The sequence below is a fragment of the Paracoccus sp. MC1854 genome (assembly GCF_014164635.1).
Taxonomy (GTDB): domain Bacteria; phylum Pseudomonadota; class Alphaproteobacteria; order Rhodobacterales; family Rhodobacteraceae; genus Paracoccus.
In genome coordinates this window covers 60187-76071 of the sequence record NZ_JACJFU010000002.1, presented here as the reverse complement: position 1 = coordinate 76071, position 15885 = coordinate 60187, and the positions used below count along the sequence as shown (strand labels likewise).

The 15885-nt window shown below is 67.5% G+C and carries 18 protein-coding genes; 11 read left to right on the top strand and 7 right to left on the bottom strand.

Annotated elements, in window-relative coordinates:
• Positions 1 to 43 precede the first annotated feature (43 nt).
• From H5395_RS02385 to H5395_RS02340, 10 genes are all read left to right on the top strand, one after another.
• The gene (locus H5395_RS02385) at positions 44 to 340 is read left to right on the top strand and encodes a chorismate mutase (RefSeq protein WP_182790938.1); all 297 of its coding nucleotides are present in this window, start codon (positions 44 to 46) and stop codon (positions 338 to 340) included.
• Positions 341 to 365: 25 nt separating this feature from the next.
• On the top strand, positions 366 to 791 hold the full coding sequence (gene rpsP / locus H5395_RS02380; RefSeq protein WP_182790937.1) for a 30S ribosomal protein S16: 426 nt from the start codon (positions 366 to 368) through the stop codon (positions 789 to 791).
• A gap of 65 nt (positions 792 to 856) precedes the next feature.
• The gene (rimM, locus tag H5395_RS02375; RefSeq protein ID WP_182790936.1) at positions 857 to 1363 is read left to right on the top strand and encodes a ribosome maturation factor RimM; all 507 of its coding nucleotides are present in this window, start codon (positions 857 to 859) and stop codon (positions 1361 to 1363) included.
• Positions 1356 to 1709: a hypothetical protein gene (locus H5395_RS02370; protein ID WP_182790935.1), complete on the top strand. Its 354-nt coding sequence runs from the start codon at positions 1356 to 1358 to the stop codon at positions 1707 to 1709. The genes rimM and H5395_RS02370 overlap by 8 nt, the downstream gene beginning before the upstream one ends.
• On the top strand, positions 1702 to 2553 hold the full coding sequence (gene trmD / locus H5395_RS02365) for a tRNA (guanosine(37)-N1)-methyltransferase TrmD (RefSeq protein WP_182790934.1): 852 nt from the start codon (positions 1702 to 1704) through the stop codon (positions 2551 to 2553). Before H5395_RS02370 ends, trmD begins: the two co-directional genes overlap by 8 nt.
• Before the next feature lie 13 nt (positions 2554 to 2566).
• A complete protein-coding gene (rplS, locus tag H5395_RS02360; RefSeq protein ID WP_182790933.1) occupies positions 2567 to 2965 on the top strand; it encodes a 50S ribosomal protein L19 in 399 nt (132 codons plus the stop codon).
• Between the two features lie 11 nt (positions 2966 to 2976).
• Positions 2977 to 3198, top strand: coding sequence for a 50S ribosomal protein L31 (gene rpmE / locus H5395_RS02355; RefSeq protein WP_090752488.1), 222 nt, complete (start codon positions 2977 to 2979; stop codon positions 3196 to 3198).
• A gap of 481 nt (positions 3199 to 3679) precedes the next feature.
• A complete protein-coding gene (locus H5395_RS02350) occupies positions 3680 to 4456 on the top strand; it encodes a division plane positioning ATPase MipZ (protein WP_182790932.1) in 777 nt (258 codons plus the stop codon).
• Positions 4457 to 4542: 86 nt separating this feature from the next.
• Complete coding sequence (locus H5395_RS02345; protein ID WP_182790931.1) at positions 4543 to 5802, top strand: efflux RND transporter periplasmic adaptor subunit; 1260 nt, start codon at positions 4543 to 4545, stop codon at positions 5800 to 5802.
• On the top strand, positions 5799 to 8855 hold the full coding sequence (locus tag H5395_RS02340) for an efflux RND transporter permease subunit (protein ID WP_182790930.1): 3057 nt from the start codon (positions 5799 to 5801) through the stop codon (positions 8853 to 8855). The genes H5395_RS02345 and H5395_RS02340 overlap by 4 nt, the downstream gene beginning before the upstream one ends.
• A 119-nt stretch (positions 8856 to 8974) precedes the next feature.
• On the opposite strand, the gene H5395_RS02335 is transcribed toward H5395_RS02340, so the two are convergent.
• The 4 genes from H5395_RS02335 to H5395_RS02320 form a co-directional block, all read right to left on the bottom strand.
• Positions 8975 to 10360 (bottom strand): pyruvate dehydrogenase complex dihydrolipoamide acetyltransferase, encoded by a 1386-nt coding sequence (locus tag H5395_RS02335; RefSeq protein WP_182790929.1) that lies wholly within the window; start codon positions 10358 to 10360, stop codon positions 8975 to 8977.
• Between the two features lie 12 nt (positions 10361 to 10372).
• Complete coding sequence (locus tag H5395_RS02330; protein WP_182790928.1) at positions 10373 to 11803, bottom strand: pyruvate dehydrogenase complex E1 component subunit beta; 1431 nt, start codon at positions 11801 to 11803, stop codon at positions 10373 to 10375.
• Positions 11804 to 11813: 10 nt separating this feature from the next.
• Positions 11814 to 12857, bottom strand: a complete 1044-nt coding sequence (gene pdhA / locus H5395_RS02325; RefSeq protein WP_182790927.1) for a pyruvate dehydrogenase (acetyl-transferring) E1 component subunit alpha — start codon at positions 12855 to 12857, stop codon at positions 11814 to 11816.
• 74 nt (positions 12858 to 12931) lie between these two features.
• On the bottom strand, positions 12932 to 13231 hold the full coding sequence (locus tag H5395_RS02320; RefSeq protein ID WP_182790926.1) for a septum formation initiator family protein: 300 nt from the start codon (positions 13229 to 13231) through the stop codon (positions 12932 to 12934).
• Positions 13232 to 13374: 143 nt separating this feature from the next.
• Here H5395_RS02320 and H5395_RS02315 point away from each other — a divergent pair, with 143 nt between their 5' ends.
• Positions 13375 to 14061, top strand: a complete 687-nt coding sequence (locus tag H5395_RS02315; RefSeq protein WP_255440471.1) for a DUF1523 family protein — start codon at positions 13375 to 13377, stop codon at positions 14059 to 14061.
• Positions 14062 to 14116: 55 nt separating this feature from the next.
• Here H5395_RS02315 and H5395_RS02310 read toward each other — a convergent pair whose 3' ends face one another.
• The 3 genes from H5395_RS02310 to H5395_RS02300 all read right to left on the bottom strand — a co-directional run bounded on the left by H5395_RS02310 (position 14117) and on the right by H5395_RS02300 (position 15856).
• Complete coding sequence (locus H5395_RS02310; RefSeq protein WP_182790925.1) at positions 14117 to 14671, bottom strand: sugar O-acetyltransferase; 555 nt, start codon at positions 14669 to 14671, stop codon at positions 14117 to 14119.
• Entirely contained in the window at positions 14671 to 15036 is a 366-nt protein-coding gene (locus H5395_RS02305) for an SUF system Fe-S cluster assembly protein (RefSeq protein WP_182790924.1), read from the bottom strand. The genes H5395_RS02310 and H5395_RS02305 overlap by 1 nt, the downstream gene beginning before the upstream one ends.
• Positions 15037 to 15106: 70 nt before the next feature.
• A complete protein-coding gene (locus tag H5395_RS02300; RefSeq protein WP_182790923.1) occupies positions 15107 to 15856 on the bottom strand; it encodes a MipA/OmpV family protein in 750 nt (249 codons plus the stop codon).
• Positions 15857 to 15885: the final 29 nt, after the last annotated feature.

Below are 15885 nucleotides of genomic sequence, written 5' to 3'. Positions count from 1 at the left end.
TGTGCATGGTCCGTGCATCGGATGCACTGCCCGGTTTTGCCCCATGACCGACCTTTCCGCCCGCGCCGCCGAGCTGCTGGCCGACCATCGCGCCAGCATCGACCGGCTGGACGCCGTGCTGGTCTTCACCCTGGCCGAGCGGTTCAAGCACACCCAGTCCGTCGGGCGGCTGAAGGCGCAGCACGACCTGCCGCCCTCGGACCCCGCGCGCGAGGCCGCCCAGATCGCCCGGCTCGAACGGCTGGCGGCCGAGGCGGATCTGGACCCCGCCTTCGCCCGCAAGTTCCTCAATTTCGTGATCTCGGAGGTCATCCGGCATCACGAGCAGTTCCAGAAATAAAACGCCATATCAAGGAGATGAACCTATGGCCATGAAGATCCGGCTCGCCCGCGGCGGGTCCAAGAAGCGTCCCCATTATGCCATCGTCGCCACCGACTCGCGCATGCCGCGCGACGGCCGCTTCCTGGAGAAGCTGGGCACCTACAACCCGCTGCTGCCCAAGGATTCGGAAGACCGGATCAAGATGGATGTCGAGCGCGTGCAGCACTGGCTGTCCCAGGGCGCCCAGCCGACCGACCGCGTGGCCCGCTTCCTGGAAGCCGCCGGCGTGAAGGAAAAGACCGAGCGCGCCAACCTCAAGAAGGGCGAGCCGGGCAAGGCCGCCAAGGACCGCGCCGAGAAGCGCGCCGCCCGCGAAGCCGCCGCCGCCGAGGCTGCAAATGCGCCCGCCGCGACCGACGAGACCGCGCTGGACGCCTCGGAATCGACCAGCGGCACCGAGTCGCCCTGATCCACGGATCACCGGCGGGCGCGCGTTTGCGCCCGCCCGTCCGACGTTCGGCAAGGGGCACCCGCATGGCTGAACCGTCCAACCGCATCTGCGTCGGCGCCATCGCCGGCGCCTTCGGCGTGCGCGGCGAGGTGCGGCTGAAAAGCTTCTGCACTGTCGCCGAGGACATCGCCACCTATGGCGAATTGACCAGCGAGGACGGCGGGCGCCGCTTCACGGTCAAGCTGACCCGGCCTGTCAATGGCGGGCTGGGCGCGCGTCTGTCAGGGGTGGAAACCAAGGAGCAGGCCGACGCGCTGAAGGGCGTGACGCTCTGGGCTGACCGCGCGGCGCTGCCCTCGCTGCCGGACGACGAGTTCTACCACGCCGACCTGATCGGGCTGGAGGTGATGGACACGGGCGGCGCGAGCCTCGGCCGCGTCCGCGCCATCTACGACCACGGTGCGGGCGACATCCTTGAGGTTTACGGCCCCTCGGGCGTGCTGCTGATTCCATTCACGCAAGCGGCGGTGCCGACCGTCGATCTGGCCGCAAGGCGCATTGTCGCGGACCCGCCGGGTTCGGATGAATAGGGCCTCGTTGCGTCTGTGGATCGGCCGGGCGCTGATCGTCACCGGGCCGGTGCTGGCGGGTTTGGGTAGTCGAGGAGGCTGGACGGTGGGGCTGTTCGCGCTGCTCGCCGTCTTTGGGCTGGTGCTGGCCGCGCCTGCGGAAAGCTGGCGCTCGCCCTTTCATCTCGCAGCGGTCACGGCGCTGGCCGCCTTGGGCTGCGTGGCTTTGTATGTCGGCGCCGATGCCGTCAGCCGCAGCCTCGGCTGGTCGGGCAACTGGGGCGGCCTCGGCCCTCTGGCGTTGTCGGCCGCGGGCGCGGTGCTGGCGGGAACCGGCTGGTTCCCGGTCAGAGGCGGCGATGGCTGAGCCACCCTCCCGCTCCCACGGCCGGGTCGCGGTGCGCCCCTCGCTGCGGCCGCGCGACCTGATGGCGCCGCCCGAACTCGCGGGCGCCTGGACCGCGCAGGTCATCACCCTGTTCCCCGAGGCCTTCCCCGGCACGCTGGGCCTGTCGCTGACCGGCCGCGCGCTGACCGAGGGCTTGTGGTCGCTGCGCACGATCCAGTTGCGCGACCATGGCATCGGGCGGCACCGCAACGTGGACGACACGCCGGCGGGCGGCGGCGCAGGCATGGTCATTCGCGCCGATGTCATGGCCGCCGCGCTGCGCGAGGCCAGGGCCGCCGCTCCTGACCTGCCGGTGGTCTATCTTTCCCCCCGAGGCCGCCCGCTGACCCAGGCTATCGCTCGCCGTCTGGCGCAAGGCCCCGGCGTCACCCTCATCTGCGGGCGCTTCGAGGGCGTGGACCAGCGCGTTCTGGACGCCTTCGACGTCACGGAAATCAGCATCGGCGATTACGTCCTGACCGGCGGAGAGATCGCCGCTCAGGTCTTGATCGACGCGACGATCCGCCTTATACCCCGCGTGCTGGGGAATCAGGAATCTCTGGCCGAGGAGTCCTTTTCCCACGGCCTGCTTGAGCATCCGCAGTATACGAAGCCCGCCGAATGGGAAGCCCGTGCGATTCCAGATGTTCTTCTGTCGGGAAATCACGCGGCAATTTCGCGTTGGCGGCAGGACGAGGCCGAAAGGCTGACAAAGCAACGCCGCCCCGACCTGTGGCGGGCATACCGTGACGGTATGGACCCGGACCAAAGGACGCAGCTCTCGGGCGCATCAGACCAATCGCGGGACCACCGCGAGCCATGACAAGGAACCCGCGATGAACCTGATCGCCCAACTGGAAGCCGAGCAGATCGCCGCTCTGGCCAAGACCATTCCCGACTTCAAGGCCGGCGACACCGTCCGCGTCGGCTACAAGGTGACGGAAGGCACCCGCACCCGCGTGCAGATGTACGAAGGCGTCTGCATCAGCCGCAGGGGCGGCGACACGCTGGCCGCGTCCTTCACCGTCCGCAAGATCTCCTTCGGCGAGGGCGTCGAGCGCGTCTTCCCGCTGTATTCGACCAACGTCGATTCGATCGAGGTCGTGCGCCGTGGCCGCGTCCGCCGCGCCAAGCTGTATTACCTGCGCGATCGCCGCGGCAAATCCGCCCGCATCGCCGAAGTCTCCAACTACAAGCCGAAGGCCGCCAAGGCCGACGCCAACCAGAACGTCTGAGGTCGCGCGCCATGAAAGCCGATACCCATCCCGAATACCACATGATCACCGTCAAGATGACGGATGGCACGACTTACCAGACCCGTTCCACCTGGGGGAAAGAGGGCGACACGATGTCCCTGGACATCGACCCGACCTCGCATCCCGCGTGGACCGGCGGCTCGGCCAAGCTGATGGACACCGGGGGGCGCGTGTCCCGGTTCAAGAACAAATACGCCGGCCTGGGCTTCTGATCCCGCGTGTCGGAATGACGAAAACGCCGCCCCGAGGGGCGGCGTTCTCGTTCGCAGGTCAGAGACGGAAGATCGTGGCAAGAAGCCCTTGGCCCCGCGTCGTCTCGGGGACCACCGGACGGCCCGTCACGCTGCCCTGCGGCGTGTCCAGTGTCACCCGCCCATCCGGCGAGACGGCGACGATCCTGCCCTGGACAGTGCCACCGCTGCCCAGCGAAACCGCTGCGACAGAACAGTACTGTGCAGAAACCTTGTTCTTGACGGATTGCAACATCGGCTTACTCGCAAACACAAATCGTTAACCGGTTATTAACCTTCGTGTCACAAAGGCGTTCCCGTCAAGGCTGCATTTGTTTCGTTGGCTCATCCGATGGGCGGTGCGCTGCTGACTTGGGGGGCCGGGCTCTGCCGCCCCTGCCAGCCACCATGACTTGCGGCGGCTCTCCCGTTACCTTGCGGCTGGTTTGAAGCGGGGCGATTCGTGGCGCATATCATCGTCGTAGGCAACGAGAAGGGCGGTTCGGGCAAGTCCACGACCTCGATGCATGTCGCAACCGCGCTGGCGCGGATGGGGCATCGGGTCGGCGCGCTGGATCTTGACGTTCGCCAGCGCAGCTTCGCCCGCTATCTGGAAAACCGCAGGGCCTTTGTCGAAGGCGAGGGGTTGGACCTGCCCGGCCCTACGCTGGGCGAGTTGTCGCGCGACGAGGGCACGGACCCGCTCTCCCCGGCCGTGGCCGCTCTGGACGCCGAGCATGATTTCATCGTGATCGACTGCCCCGGCTCGCATACGAAGCTGAGCCAGATGGCGCATACGCTGGCCGACACGCTGGTCACGCCGATGAACGACAGCTTCATCGACTTCGATCTGCTGGCCCGCATCTCGCCGCAGGGCGAGGTGCTGGGACCGTCGATCTATGCCGAGATGGTCTGGTCCGCGCGCCAGTTGCGCGGGCAGGCGGGGGCGGGGGCGATCGACTGGGTGGTGCTGCGCAACCGCCTCGGCACCACGGAAATGCACAACAAGCGCAAGGTCGGCGAGGCGCTGACCCGGCTGTCGCGCCGCATCGGCTTCCGCGTCGCCGCGGGTTTTGCCGAGCGGGTGATTTTCCGCGAACTGTTCCCGCGCGGGCTGACACTGCTGGATCTGCGCGACGTCGGAACCCAAGCCCTGTCGATGTCGAACATCGCCGCCAGGCAGGAACTGCGCGACCTGCTGACGGAACTGCGGCTGCCCGGCGTCAAGGTCAACATCTAGACACTGCCCCCCGCAGCCGCAGACGCCGCCATTGCCGCAGGATATGCTCGCGCCTATGTGCCACCGGCACCAGAGAGACATCACCCATGCGGCGCCTTTCCCTTATCGCAGCCCTGTTCCTGCTGGCTCCTGCCGCAGCCTTGCCGATGGGGGGCGCGCCGCCCGAACAGCCCGCTGCGGGCCAGGTGCAGGCTGCATTGCCGACGGTGACGATCGCGGCGGCGGCCCCGGCCGAGGTGCAGCGCCGGGTGCCGCTGTCCGGCACCCTGGTCGCGCGGGCGCAGGTGCAGGTCTATCCGCAGGTCGAGGGGCTGGAAATCGTCGCGCTCGGCGCCGAGCCGGGCGACCGGGTCGAGGCCGGGCAGGAACTCGTTCGGCTGTCCGACACTACCCTGCGGGCGCAACTGGCGCAGGCCGACGCCGAATTGCAGCGGGCGGTGGCCAGCGTCGCCCAAGCGCAAAGCCAGATTTCCTCGGCCGAGGCGGCGCTGACGCAGGCGGTGACTGCGCTGGAACGCGCGCAATCGCTGCGGCAAAGCGGCAGCGGCACGCAGGCCTCTCTGGATCAGGCAGTGGTGGCGGAAGCTTCGGCCCGCGCGGCGGCGGCGAGCGTCCGCGAAGGTCTGGCCGTTGCGCAGGCGGTCGAGGCGCAGGCGCGGGCTGCGCGCGAGATCGCACAGTTGAACCTGGACCGCACCCGCATCACCTCGCCCGTCGAGGGCCGGGTGGCCAGCCGCAACGCCGAACTGGGCACCATCGCCTCGGCGGCGGCGGGGCCGATGTTCATCCTGATCGCGGATGGCTCGATCGAGTTTCAGGGCGAGGTGATCGAAACCGACCTGCCCTTGCTGCAGCCCGGCCAGCCGGTCGAGCTTGAGGTCGCGGGCGTGGGCCGCGTCGAGGGCCGGGTGCGCCAGTTGCCGGCAGCGGTCGATGCGACGACGCGGCTGGGCCTTGTCCGGGTGGGGCTGGATTATGACGACCGGCTGCTGACCGGCCTTTTCGCCAGCGGCGACATCATCACCGAACGGCGCGAGGCGGTGACGGTGCCTGCCTCGGCCATCCTTGCCGATGCCTCGGGCGAGCGGGTTCAGGTCGTCACCGACGGGACCGTGGAAACCCGCGCCATCGACGCGGGCCTTCTGTGGCAGGACAGGCGCGAGATCCGCGCGGGCGTTGCGGCCGGCGAAACGGTGATCGCCCGCGCAGGCGCCTTCTTCACCACCGGCGACCGGGTGAATGTCACGACCGACAGTCTCGATGCGCCGCCCAGCGTGGCGCTGGCCGTGGCCGTCGCACCTGACGCCGAGGCAGGAACGGCGGCGCCCGCGGGGGCGCAGCCATGAACCTCTCCACCTGGTCCATCCGCCACCCGGTCCCGCCCATCGCGATCTTCCTTGTGCTCTTGGTGCTGGGGCTGGTCAGCTTCATGCGGCTGCCGGTCACGGCGATGCCGAACATCGACCTGCCGATCATCCAGGTCACGGTCGGCCAGCCCGGCGCCGCGCCGACCGAGCTGATCTCGCAGGTCGTCCGGCCCATCGAGGACCAGATATCCAACATCCAAGGGATGCGCCATGTGACCTCGACGGCCTCGGACGGCGCCGCCAGCCTGACCGTCGAGTTCGAGCTGGAAACCGACAGCGACCGGGCGCTGAACGATGTCAAGGACGCGGTGGCGAGCGTTCGTTCCGACCTGCCGCAGTCGATCACCGAACCGCTTGTCCGCCGCCTTGACGTGACGGGGATGCCGATCCTGACCTATGCGGTGGGCGACCCGACGCGGTCCATCGAGGGCTTGTCGAAATTCGTGGACGACGTGATCGCCCGCGAATTGACCACCCTGCGGGGTATCGGGCAGGTCAGCCGCATCGGCGGCGCCGACCGCCAGATCGAGGTCGCGCTGGACCCCGACCGGCTGCTCGCCCATGAGCTGACGGCGGCCGAGGTTTCGAACGCGCTGCGCTCGCAGAACCTGAACGCCGGCGGCGGGCGCGGCGATCTGGCGGGGACGGAATATTCCATCCGCACCCTCGGCTCAGCCGACACGGTGGCGCAGCTTGCGGCGACGCCCATTTCCATCGCGGATGGCAAGACCGTGCGGCTGGACCAGTTGGGGACCGTGACCGACGGCCCCAGCGACGAGCGCAGCTTCGCCCTGCTGGACGGAAAGCCCGTGGTGGCTTTCGGCGTCTATCGGGCGACCGGCGAATCCGACCTGATGGCCGGGGACAATGCCAAGGAGCGGCTGGCCGAGATGGCCGAACGCTATCCGAACCTGACGATCACGCTGGTCGATGACACCACGACCTATACCGAACAGTCCTACGAGACCGCGATGCACACGCTGTATGAAGGCGCGGCGCTGGCGGTGATCGTGGTGCTGCTGTTCCTGCGCAACTGGCGAGCGACGGTGATCGCGGCCATCGCGCTGCCGCTGTCGGTGATCCCGACCTTCTTCGTCATGCAATGGCTCGGCTTCACCCTGAACGGGATCAGCCTGCTGGCGATCACGCTGGTGACGGGCATCCTCGTGGACGACGCCATCGTCGAGATCGAGAACATTGTCCGGCACATGCACATGGGCTCGTCGCCCTATCAGGCCTCCGAGGAAGCCGCGAACGAGATCGGCACGACCGTCATCGCCATCAGCTTTTCCATCGTCGCGGTCTTTGCGCCGGTGGCCTTCATGGGCGGGATCGCGGGGCAGTATTTCAAGCAGTTCGGCCTGACTGTCGCGGTGTCGGTGCTGTTCTCGCTGCTGGTGGCACGGATCATCACGCCGATGCTGTCGGCCTATTTCATCCGCGGCACCGGCCACCCCGAAGAGCCGCGCGATGGCCGTGCCATGCGGGGGCTGATGGGCGTGCTGGCCTGGACCATGCGGCATCGCGGCCTGACGCTGCTGCTGGGGGTGGGCGTCTTCGCGGGCTCGATATGGTCGGCGACCCTGCTGCCGACCGAGTTCATCGCCTCGGGCGATGTCGGCCGCAGCCAGATCGAGGTCGAACTGCCCCCCGGATCAACCGTGGACCAGAACGAAGGGATCACGAGCGCCCTGACCGCCCGCGTCGCCGTCATCCCCGAGGTGCAGTCGGTCTTTGTCATGGGCGGCACCTCGGAACCCACCAAGTCGCGGTTGATGATCAATTATGGAACCAAGGCCAGCCGCGAGCGCAGCCAGTTCGAGATCGAGGAGCAGTTGAAGCTGCTGCTGGCCGACACGCCCGACGTGCGCCTGAACTTCCAGAACGAGGCGGGCGGCAACGACCTGACCATCAGCGTGATGGGCGATACCGAGGCAGGGGCGGCACGCGCGGCCGATCTGCTGGTGGCGCAGATGCGGCAGATGCCGGAACTGGAAAGCGTCACCTCCTCCTCGGCGCTGCAGCGGCCCGAGATTCAGATCACGCCCCGCACCGACATCGCGGCGCAGCTTGGGGTGTCCACGGCGGCCATGGCGCAGACCCTGCTGGTGGCGACGCTGGGGGATGCCGAGGCGAACCTGCCAAAGTTCAATGCCGGCGACGAGCAGGTGCCGATCATGGTCCGACTGAACGAACCCGCGCGCGAGGATCTGATGCAGTTGCGGAACCTGCGGGTGCCCTCGTCAGTGGGGCAGGTGCCGCTGGGGGCGGTGGCCGACGTGTCGCTGTCGGCGGGGGCCACGCAGATTTCCCGCTATGATCAGCGCTATCGCACGACGGTGTCGGCGAACCTTGCCGATGGCGCGGTGCTGGGGCCGGTCGCAGCCCAGGTGCAGGCGTTGCAGGACCGGATCGAACTGCCGCCGGGGACCGAGTTCCAGACATCGGGCGATGCCGAGATCATGGGCGAGGTCTTCGGCGCCTTCGGCTTCGCCATGGGGGCGGGGGTGCTGTTCGTCTATGTCGTGCTGGTGCTGCTGTTCCAGAACTTCGTGACCCCGATAAGCATCCTTCTGTCGCTGCCGCTGGCCATCGGCGGCGCGATCCTCGCGCTGTTCGTCACCGGCAACGCCATCGGCATGGCCGTGGTCATCGGCTTCCTGATGCTGATGGGGATCGTGACCAAGAACGCGATCATGCTGGTCGAGTTCGCCGTTCAGGCCATGGAGCGGGGGGCGCCCAAGCGCGAGGCGATCCTTGACGCCGTCCACAAGCGGGCGCGGCCGATCATCATGACGACCATCGCCATGGCGGCGGGAATGCTGCCCTCGGCGATCTCGACCGCCGAGGGGTCCGAGTTCCGTTCCCCCATGGCGATTGCGGTGATCGGGGGGCTGCTTTTGTCCACGATGCTGTCGCTGCTGTTCGTGCCTTCGCTTTTCTCTCTGCTGCATGGCGGGCAGGAGCGGGTCGGCGGCTGGCTGCGGCGCCGGCTGGGGCTGAACCGGGCCGCGCCTGCCGCGGCGGAGTAGGATGCTTCGCCCCCCGGCGCGTTGCGCCTCCTCACGGTATCCGGGCCAGAAAAAAAATACCTGGGAAAGAAGAAGGGCGCCTTTCGGGGCGCCCTTTTCCAATGCGGTCTTGCGGGGGGTCAGGCGAGCATCCCGATCGGGTTTTCCAGGTGCCCGACGATGGCCTGCAGCAGTTGTGCTGCCAGCGCCCCGTCGATGACCCGGTGATCGACCGACAGCGTCATCGACATGATGTTGCGGATGACGATTTCCCCGTCCTCGACCACCGGGGTCTGGATGCCCGCGCCCACGGCCAGGATCGCGCCATGGGGCGGGTTGATCACGGCGTCGAAGTTTTCGATCCCGAACATCCCGAGGTTCGAGATGGCGAAGCTGCCGCCTTGGTATTCATGCGGCGCGAGCTTCTTGGTCTTGGCGCGATTGGCGAGATCCTTCATCTCGGCCGACAGCGCCGACAGCGTCTTCTTGTCGGCGTCCTTCAGGACCGGGGTGAACAGCCCCCCTTCGATGGCGACGGCCACCGCCACGTCCGAGGGTTTCAGCTTGATGATCCGGTCGCCCGCCCAGACGGCATTGGCATCCGGCACCTGCTGCAGCGCCAGTGCGCAGGCCTTGATGATGAAGTCGTTGACCGAAAGCTTGACGCCCCGCGACTGGAGCTGGCTGTTCAGCGTGCCCCGGAACTCCATCAGCGCATCCAGCTTGGCCGAGCGGCGCAGGTAGAAATGCGGGATCGTCTGCTTGGCCTCGGACAAACGCGCGGCGATGGTGCGGCGCATCCCGTCCAGCGCGACCTCCTCGAACTCGCGGCCGTCCAGCATCTTCCTGACGGTTTCGTAGCCCATGCCCTGCGGCGCAGCGGCGGCAGGCTTGGGCGCCTCGGCGGCAGGTTGCGTGGGGGCCTGCGCGGCTGCGGGCTGAGCCGCGGGTTTGGCAGCGCCGGGCTGGGCCTTTTCCACATCCGCCTTGACGATCCGGCCCTTCGGCCCGCTGCCGGTGATGGCCGACAGGTCGAGGCCACGTTCCGCCGCGATGCGGCGGGCGAGGGGCGAGGCGAAGATGCGCTCGCCCTTGCTCTTCGCCGGGGCCGCAGCAGCTTGCGTGCCGCTTTCCCCGCCGCCCTGACCCGCGACCGGAGCGCCGATCGGTCCGCCATAGCCTTTTTCGGCAGCGGCCTTTTCTTCCGCAGCAGGTGCCTTGGCCTCGCCGCCGGAAGCCGCTGGGGCAGGTGCCGACGCACCCACCGCGTCATCCACGCTTTCGCCTTCCTCGACCAGCACGGCGATGGGGGTGTTGACCTTCACCCCTTGGGTGCCTTCGGCGACCATGATCTTGCCGATCACGCCCTCGTCCACGGCCTCGAACTCCATCGTGGCCTTGTCGGTCTCGATCTCGGCGAGGATGTCGCCGGATTTCACCTCGTCGCCCTCTTTCACCAGCCACTTGGCCAGCGTCCCTTCCTCCATCGTCGGGGACAGGGCGGGCATCAGGATCTGCGTTGCCATCTGTCTGTCCTCTTACCGATAGGTCACTTTGCGGACGGCCTCGACCACCTCGTCCGCCGTGATCAGCGCAAGGCGTTCCAGGTTCGCCGCATAGGGCATGGGCACGTCCTTGCCGGTGCAGTTGATCACCGGGGCGTCGAGCCAGTCGAAGGCGTTTTCCATGATCCAGGCCGACAGGTGGTTGCCGATCGCGCCGACCGGGAAGCCTTCCTCGACCGTCACCACGCGGTTCGTCTTCTGCACCGACTTCAGGATCGCCGGATAGTCGATCGGGCGCAGGGTCCGCAGGTCCAGCACCTCGGCGTCGATGCCGTCCGCCGCCAGCTTTTCGGCCGCTTCCAAGGAATGAGCCATGCCGATGCCGAAGCTGATGAGGGTGACATCCTTGCCCTTCCGGGCGACGCGGGCCTTGCCGAAGGGAACGGTGAAGTCGTCCATCTGCGGCACGTCGAAGCTGCGGCCGTAGAGGATCTCGTTTTCGAGGAAGATCACCGGGTTCGGGTCGCGGATCGCGGTCTTCAGCAACCCCTTGGCGTCGGCGGCCGTGTAGGGCATCACCACCTTGAGGCCGGGGATCGCGGCATACCAGGCGGCGAAGTCCTGCGAATGCTGCGCGCCCACACGGGCGGCGGCGCCGTTCGGGCCGCGGAAGACGATGGGGCAGCCCATCTGGCCCCCCGACATATACAGGGTCTTGGCCGCCGAGTTGATGATCTGGTCCATCGCCTGCATGGCGAAGTTGAAGGTCATGAACTCGACGATGGGGCGCAGGCCCCCGAAGGCCGCGCCGACACCGATGCCGGCAAAGCCCATTTCCGAGATGGGCGTGTCCACGACCCGGCGGGGGCCGAACTTGTCCAGCAGCCCCTGGCTGATCTTGTAGGCGCCTTGGTATTCGCCGACTTCCTCGCCCATCAGGAAGACGGTCTCCTCGCGGTCCATCTCTTCGGCCATGGCCTCGCGCAGCGCCTCGCGGACGGTCATCTGCTTGACGGTGGTGCCTTCCGGCCAGTCGGGGGAGTCGTCGGGCTCGGGGGTGTTCACCGCCTCGACCGCCGATTTCGCGGCGGCGGGGGCGCGTTCAGGGGCCTCGCCGGTTTCGTCCTTGCTGGCTTCCCCCTTGCCGGACTGGGCCGGGGGCTGGACGGCGTGAGGGACCGAGGTGTCGGAGCCGCCCTGCGGCGCGGCATCGGCGGATTCGCCCTCGGCCACCAGCACGGCGATGGGAGTGTTCACCTTCACGCCTTGCGTCCCTTCGGACACCAGCAGGCGGCCGACGGTGCCTTCATCGACCGCCTCGAATTCCATCGTGGCCTTGTCGGTCTCGATCTCGGCCAGGATGTCGCCGGATTTCACCGTATCGCCTTCCTTGACCAGCCATTTGGCCAGAGTCCCCTCCTCCATCGTGGGGGACAGGGCGGGCATCAGGATTTCGGTTGCCATGCGTCAGCCCTCACACATTCACGTCTTCGGCCGTCTTCTGCGGCACGTCGTCGGCATAGATGTCGGTCCAAAGCTCCTCGACCGGAGGCTCGGGGCTTTCGCGGGCGAAGTCGGCCGAGTCGTTGACGATGTCCTTGATCTCCTTGTCGATGGACTTGAGATCGTCTTCCGAGGCGTGGCCGCCCTGCAGCAGAAGCTGGCGGACGTGCTCGATGGCGTCACGTTCCTCGCGCATCTTCTGCACCTCCTCGCGGGTGCGGTATTTCGCGGGGTCGGACATCGAATGGCCGCGATAGCGGTAGGTCATCACCTCGAGGATATACGGCCCGTTCCCGGCACGGCAGTGGGCGACAGCCTTTCCCCCGGCAGCTTTCACCGCCAGCACGTCCATGCCGTCCACCTGCTCGCCGGGGATGCCGAAGGCCTCGCCCCGGCCGAAGAAGGTGGTGGACTTGGTGGATCGCTGGACGCTCATCCCCATGGCATACTGGTTGTTCTCGATCACGAAGACGACCGGCAGGGACCACAGTTCCGCCATGTTGTAGGTCTCGTAGACCTGGCCCTGGTTGGCCGCGCCATCGCCGAAATAGGTGAAGGTGACGTTGTCGTTGCCCTTGTACTTGTCGGAGAAGGCAAGGCCCGCCCCCAGCGGCACCTGCGCGCCGACGATGCCATGGCCGCCGTAGAAGTGCTTTTCGCGGCTGAACATGTGCATCGAGCCGCCCTTCCCCTTGGAATAGCCGCCGATACGCCCGGTCAGTTCCGCCATCACGCCCCGCGCCTCCATCCCCGAGGCGAGCATGTGGCCGTGGTCGCGGTAGCTGGTGATGCGCTTGTCGCCTTCCTTGGCCGAGGCTTCCAGCCCGACGACGACGGCTTCCTGCCCGATATACAGGTGGCAGAAGCCGCCGATCAGGCCCATGCCGTAAAGCTGGCCGGCCTTTTCCTCGAACCGGCGGATCAGCAGCATGTCGCGGTAGTATTTCAGCAGTTCGTCGCGCGAGACATTGGCGGGCGGGGCTGGCGCGGCAGTCTCGGTCGGCTTTCTGGCCATCTGCATCCTCCGGCACGGGATAGTTCAGCGTTGAACCAACGTTACGGCGGCCGGTTCCGCAGGTGCAAGCCGATTCAGCGGACGATCAGTTCGTCGGCGCGGACCAGCCCCAGCACGTCACGGGCGCGCTGGTCCAGAAGTTCCAGGTCCAGATACTGGTCCGACAAGCGCCGGGTCAGGTTGCGCATCCGGTCCACTTCGGCGGTCAGCCGGTCACGTTCGGCGATCAGCTCGACGGTCTCGGCTTCCAGTTGCACGCGGCGCAGGATACCGGACGGGCCCTGCACGGCGGCGAAGGCGAAATAAAGCGACAACAGCAATGTCGCGAGGAAGTAGATCAGCGACGCGATCGGCAGGTTCCTGGTCACGGTCATGGCCTCATGTCTTTCCGCCCCTATCGCATGGCGGCGCGCGAAGCGGAACGGTGGGTGCCGCACCGCCGTTTATGCCGGAGGGACGTTTCCCCCGCACATGGTCCCGTCTATGATCCCAGCCGCCGCAGCCTCAGGAGAGTCCCATGTTCATGCGTAACGTCCAGGTCGTTCTGGGGGTGGTGTTCGGCGTCGCTGTGTTCCTGTTCCTGGATTACGCGCTGCCCTCGCGCGAAACAGTGCGGATCACCAACACCTACAACAAGCTGACTGACCTGAACTGGAGCAACCGGATCTTCTATGCGTCGTCCAGGACCGGCACGGTCGAGAACGCGCAAGGGTCGCGCGATGTCCGCTTCATCGACACGGTGCGCCCGAACGGCAAGCCGAGGGTTTATCGCAACGAGGATACCGGGCTGATCTGGCCGCCCTACTTCAAATACGACAGCTCGAACCTGCATGCCGTCGCAGGGGACCTGAGATCCACGGCGGACAATCCGCGCTGGGTCAGCGTGACCTCTTACGGGTGGCGCAACGACCTGGTGACGATCTTCCCGAACGCCATCGCAATCACGCCGGTGGCGGGTCCGAACGAGCGGCCGCTGAACTGGCAGGCGCTGACTATTCTCGGCATCCTTGGGCTGCTGCTGGCGCTGTTCTGGCGCTGGTGGAACCGGCTGCGCGACCGGCGCATCGACGCGGCCGTGCGGCGTGTCCATCGCCGGCGCGTCAGTGCAGAGGCAGGGGCCGAGGGGCAGCCGCCCGCGGGCACCCGCGAAGGGCGGGGGCGTTTCCGAAGCTGGACGCAAAGCTGGCGGCCGCCCCGGCGCTGAGGCTTTCGTCACCGCCGCATGGGTATTTGGGCCAGAAAGAAGCCTATGCGGGGGATTATGAAAGAGGGCGCGGGTTTCCGACAGGACGCGCGGGATTGCCGGCGACGGTCGCGAGGGCGGCCACGTCGCGCGTGACCACGGTGCCCGCGCCGATGATGGCGCCTGCGCCGATCGTGACGCCGGGCAGGATGAGGGCGGCGGCACCGATCCAGACATCGTCACCGATCGTGATGGGGCGGCCCCATTCTTCCCTTGCGGCGCGGCGATGGGCCTCGCGCGGGTGGTCGGCGGTCAGGACCTGCACCATGGGACCGATCTGGACGCGGGCGCCCAGGCGGATCTCGGTCACGTCCAGGAAGACGCAGCCGTAGTTCAGGAAGCAGCCGGGGCCGAAATGGATGTGGCTGCCGTAATCGACGTAGAAGGGCGGCCGGATCACGGCACCGTTCCAGGTGCCCAGCAGCCGGGACAGGATGCCGGCATCCTCGCCCTCGATGGTGCGGTTGAACTCGCGCATCAGGGTCTGAGCGCGGGTCCGCATGGCGGCAAGCTCGGGGTCGGCGGGGTCGTAGGATTGCCCCGCCAGCATCTTCTGCCGCTCGGAGGCCATCAGATGAAGCCGAGCTCCAGCCTCGCCTCGTCCGACATCATCTCCATCCCCCAGGGGGGCTGGAACACCATGTCCACGTCCACCTGCCGCACGCCGGGCATGGCACTGACGGCATCGGCGACCCAGCCAGGCATTTCACCGGCCACCGGGCAGCCCGGCGCGGTCAGGGTCATCAGGATGCGGACCGCGTTCGTGTCGTCGATGGCGATCGTGTAGATCAGCCCGAGGTCGTAGATGTTGACCGGGATTTCCGGGTCGTAGACCGACCGGCAGGCTTCCACGACGCCGTCGTAAAGCGGATGGTCGGTGGTCGAGGGCGCGATCAGCGGCTCGCCCTCGCCCGGCTGCGTCTGCGGCTGATACATGGCATCGGCTCCCGTCTCAGGTTCCGGGCGGATATAGGGGCTTTGTGCCCAGGACGGAAGGCCGAAGGGATCAGAAGCGCAGGCTGAAGCGGTTGACGAGGCCGATCCGCAGGGCGGGCTGGTCCTTTTCCTCGATGAACGGGGCGTCGGCGGCATCGCCCGTCAGGCGCGAATATTCCGCCTCGCCCACCACGGCGAGAGTGGGGGAAAGGGCGTAGCGCGCCTCGATGCTGGCGCCGACCGCATAGAAGCCGCCATCGGGGCGATAGGCCGCATAGCCGCTGCGCAGCGATTCGTCCCCGGTCACGCCGAAGAAGGTGCGGGTGAAGCGGTCGTCGCCGAACTTGCCCTCGATCCCCGGCCAGATGGTCAGGCGGTCATTCGGGGCGATGCGGTATTTCGCGCCGACCGCGCCCACCAGCCCCTCATGCCCGTCAAAGCCCTTGCGGACCACCAGGTAGCCGCTGGCGGGCCCCTGGGTATAGCGGAAGCGGACACCGGCCTCGATGGTGCGGTCGATGTCGTCAAGCCCGGTCAGCGCGTCCGAATCATCCGCGTCCCGCCCGCTGCGCCAGTTGATCGTCGGCACCACCCGCAGCCCGTCGGACGATCCGTCCCGCGTCGCGGGCTGTCCCGGCGCCATCACGTCGAGGTTGCGGAAGATGACCCAGGGCGAGGTCTCCATATCGTCCGAGCCGAGCCAGTCCGGCTCGACCTCGGCGCCAAGGCCGATGTCGGCGGCAAGGCCCCAGCCGTCCTGGGCATGAGCGGCCAGTGGCAGGGCAAGGGCGGCGAGAAGCAGGGGCAGGCTGGCGCGCATGGGATGTCTCCGGTGTTCAGAACAAGCAT

Bases quoted from the DNA above. Each gene is read 5' to 3' on its own strand.
- H5395_RS02385 (WP_182790938.1), top strand. From the start codon at position 44: ATGACCGACCTTTCCGCCCGCGCCGCCGAGCTGCTGGCCGACCATCGC.
- rpsP (WP_182790937.1), top strand. From the start codon at position 366: ATGGCCATGAAGATCCGGCTCGCCCGCGGCGGGTCCAAGAAGCGTCCC.
- rimM (WP_182790936.1), top strand. From the start codon at position 857: ATGGCTGAACCGTCCAACCGCATCTGCGTCGGCGCCATCGCCGGCGCC.
- H5395_RS02370 (WP_182790935.1), top strand. From the start codon at position 1,356: ATGAATAGGGCCTCGTTGCGTCTGTGGATCGGCCGGGCGCTGATCGTC.
- trmD (WP_182790934.1), top strand. From the start codon at position 1,702: ATGGCTGAGCCACCCTCCCGCTCCCACGGCCGGGTCGCGGTGCGCCCC.
- rplS (WP_182790933.1), top strand. From the start codon at position 2,567: ATGAACCTGATCGCCCAACTGGAAGCCGAGCAGATCGCCGCTCTGGCC.
- rpmE (WP_090752488.1), top strand. From the start codon at position 2,977: ATGAAAGCCGATACCCATCCCGAATACCACATGATCACCGTCAAGATG.
- H5395_RS02345 (WP_182790931.1), top strand. From the start codon at position 4,543: ATGCGGCGCCTTTCCCTTATCGCAGCCCTGTTCCTGCTGGCTCCTGCC.
- H5395_RS02340 (WP_182790930.1), top strand. From the start codon at position 5,799: ATGAACCTCTCCACCTGGTCCATCCGCCACCCGGTCCCGCCCATCGCG.
- H5395_RS02335 (WP_182790929.1), bottom strand. From the start codon at position 10,360: ATGGCAACGCAGATCCTGATGCCCGCCCTGTCCCCGACGATGGAGGAA.
- H5395_RS02330 (WP_182790928.1), bottom strand. From the start codon at position 11,803: ATGGCAACCGAAATCCTGATGCCCGCCCTGTCCCCCACGATGGAGGAG.
- pdhA (WP_182790927.1), bottom strand. From the start codon at position 12,857: ATGGCCAGAAAGCCGACCGAGACTGCCGCGCCAGCCCCGCCCGCCAAT.
- H5395_RS02320 (WP_182790926.1), bottom strand. From the start codon at position 13,231: ATGACCGTGACCAGGAACCTGCCGATCGCGTCGCTGATCTACTTCCTC.
- H5395_RS02315 (WP_255440471.1), top strand. From the start codon at position 13,375: ATGTTCATGCGTAACGTCCAGGTCGTTCTGGGGGTGGTGTTCGGCGTC.
- H5395_RS02310 (WP_182790925.1), bottom strand. From the start codon at position 14,671: ATGGCCTCCGAGCGGCAGAAGATGCTGGCGGGGCAATCCTACGACCCC.
- H5395_RS02305 (WP_182790924.1), bottom strand. From the start codon at position 15,036: ATGTATCAGCCGCAGACGCAGCCGGGCGAGGGCGAGCCGCTGATCGCG.
- H5395_RS02300 (WP_182790923.1), bottom strand. From the start codon at position 15,856: ATGCGCGCCAGCCTGCCCCTGCTTCTCGCCGCCCTTGCCCTGCCACTG.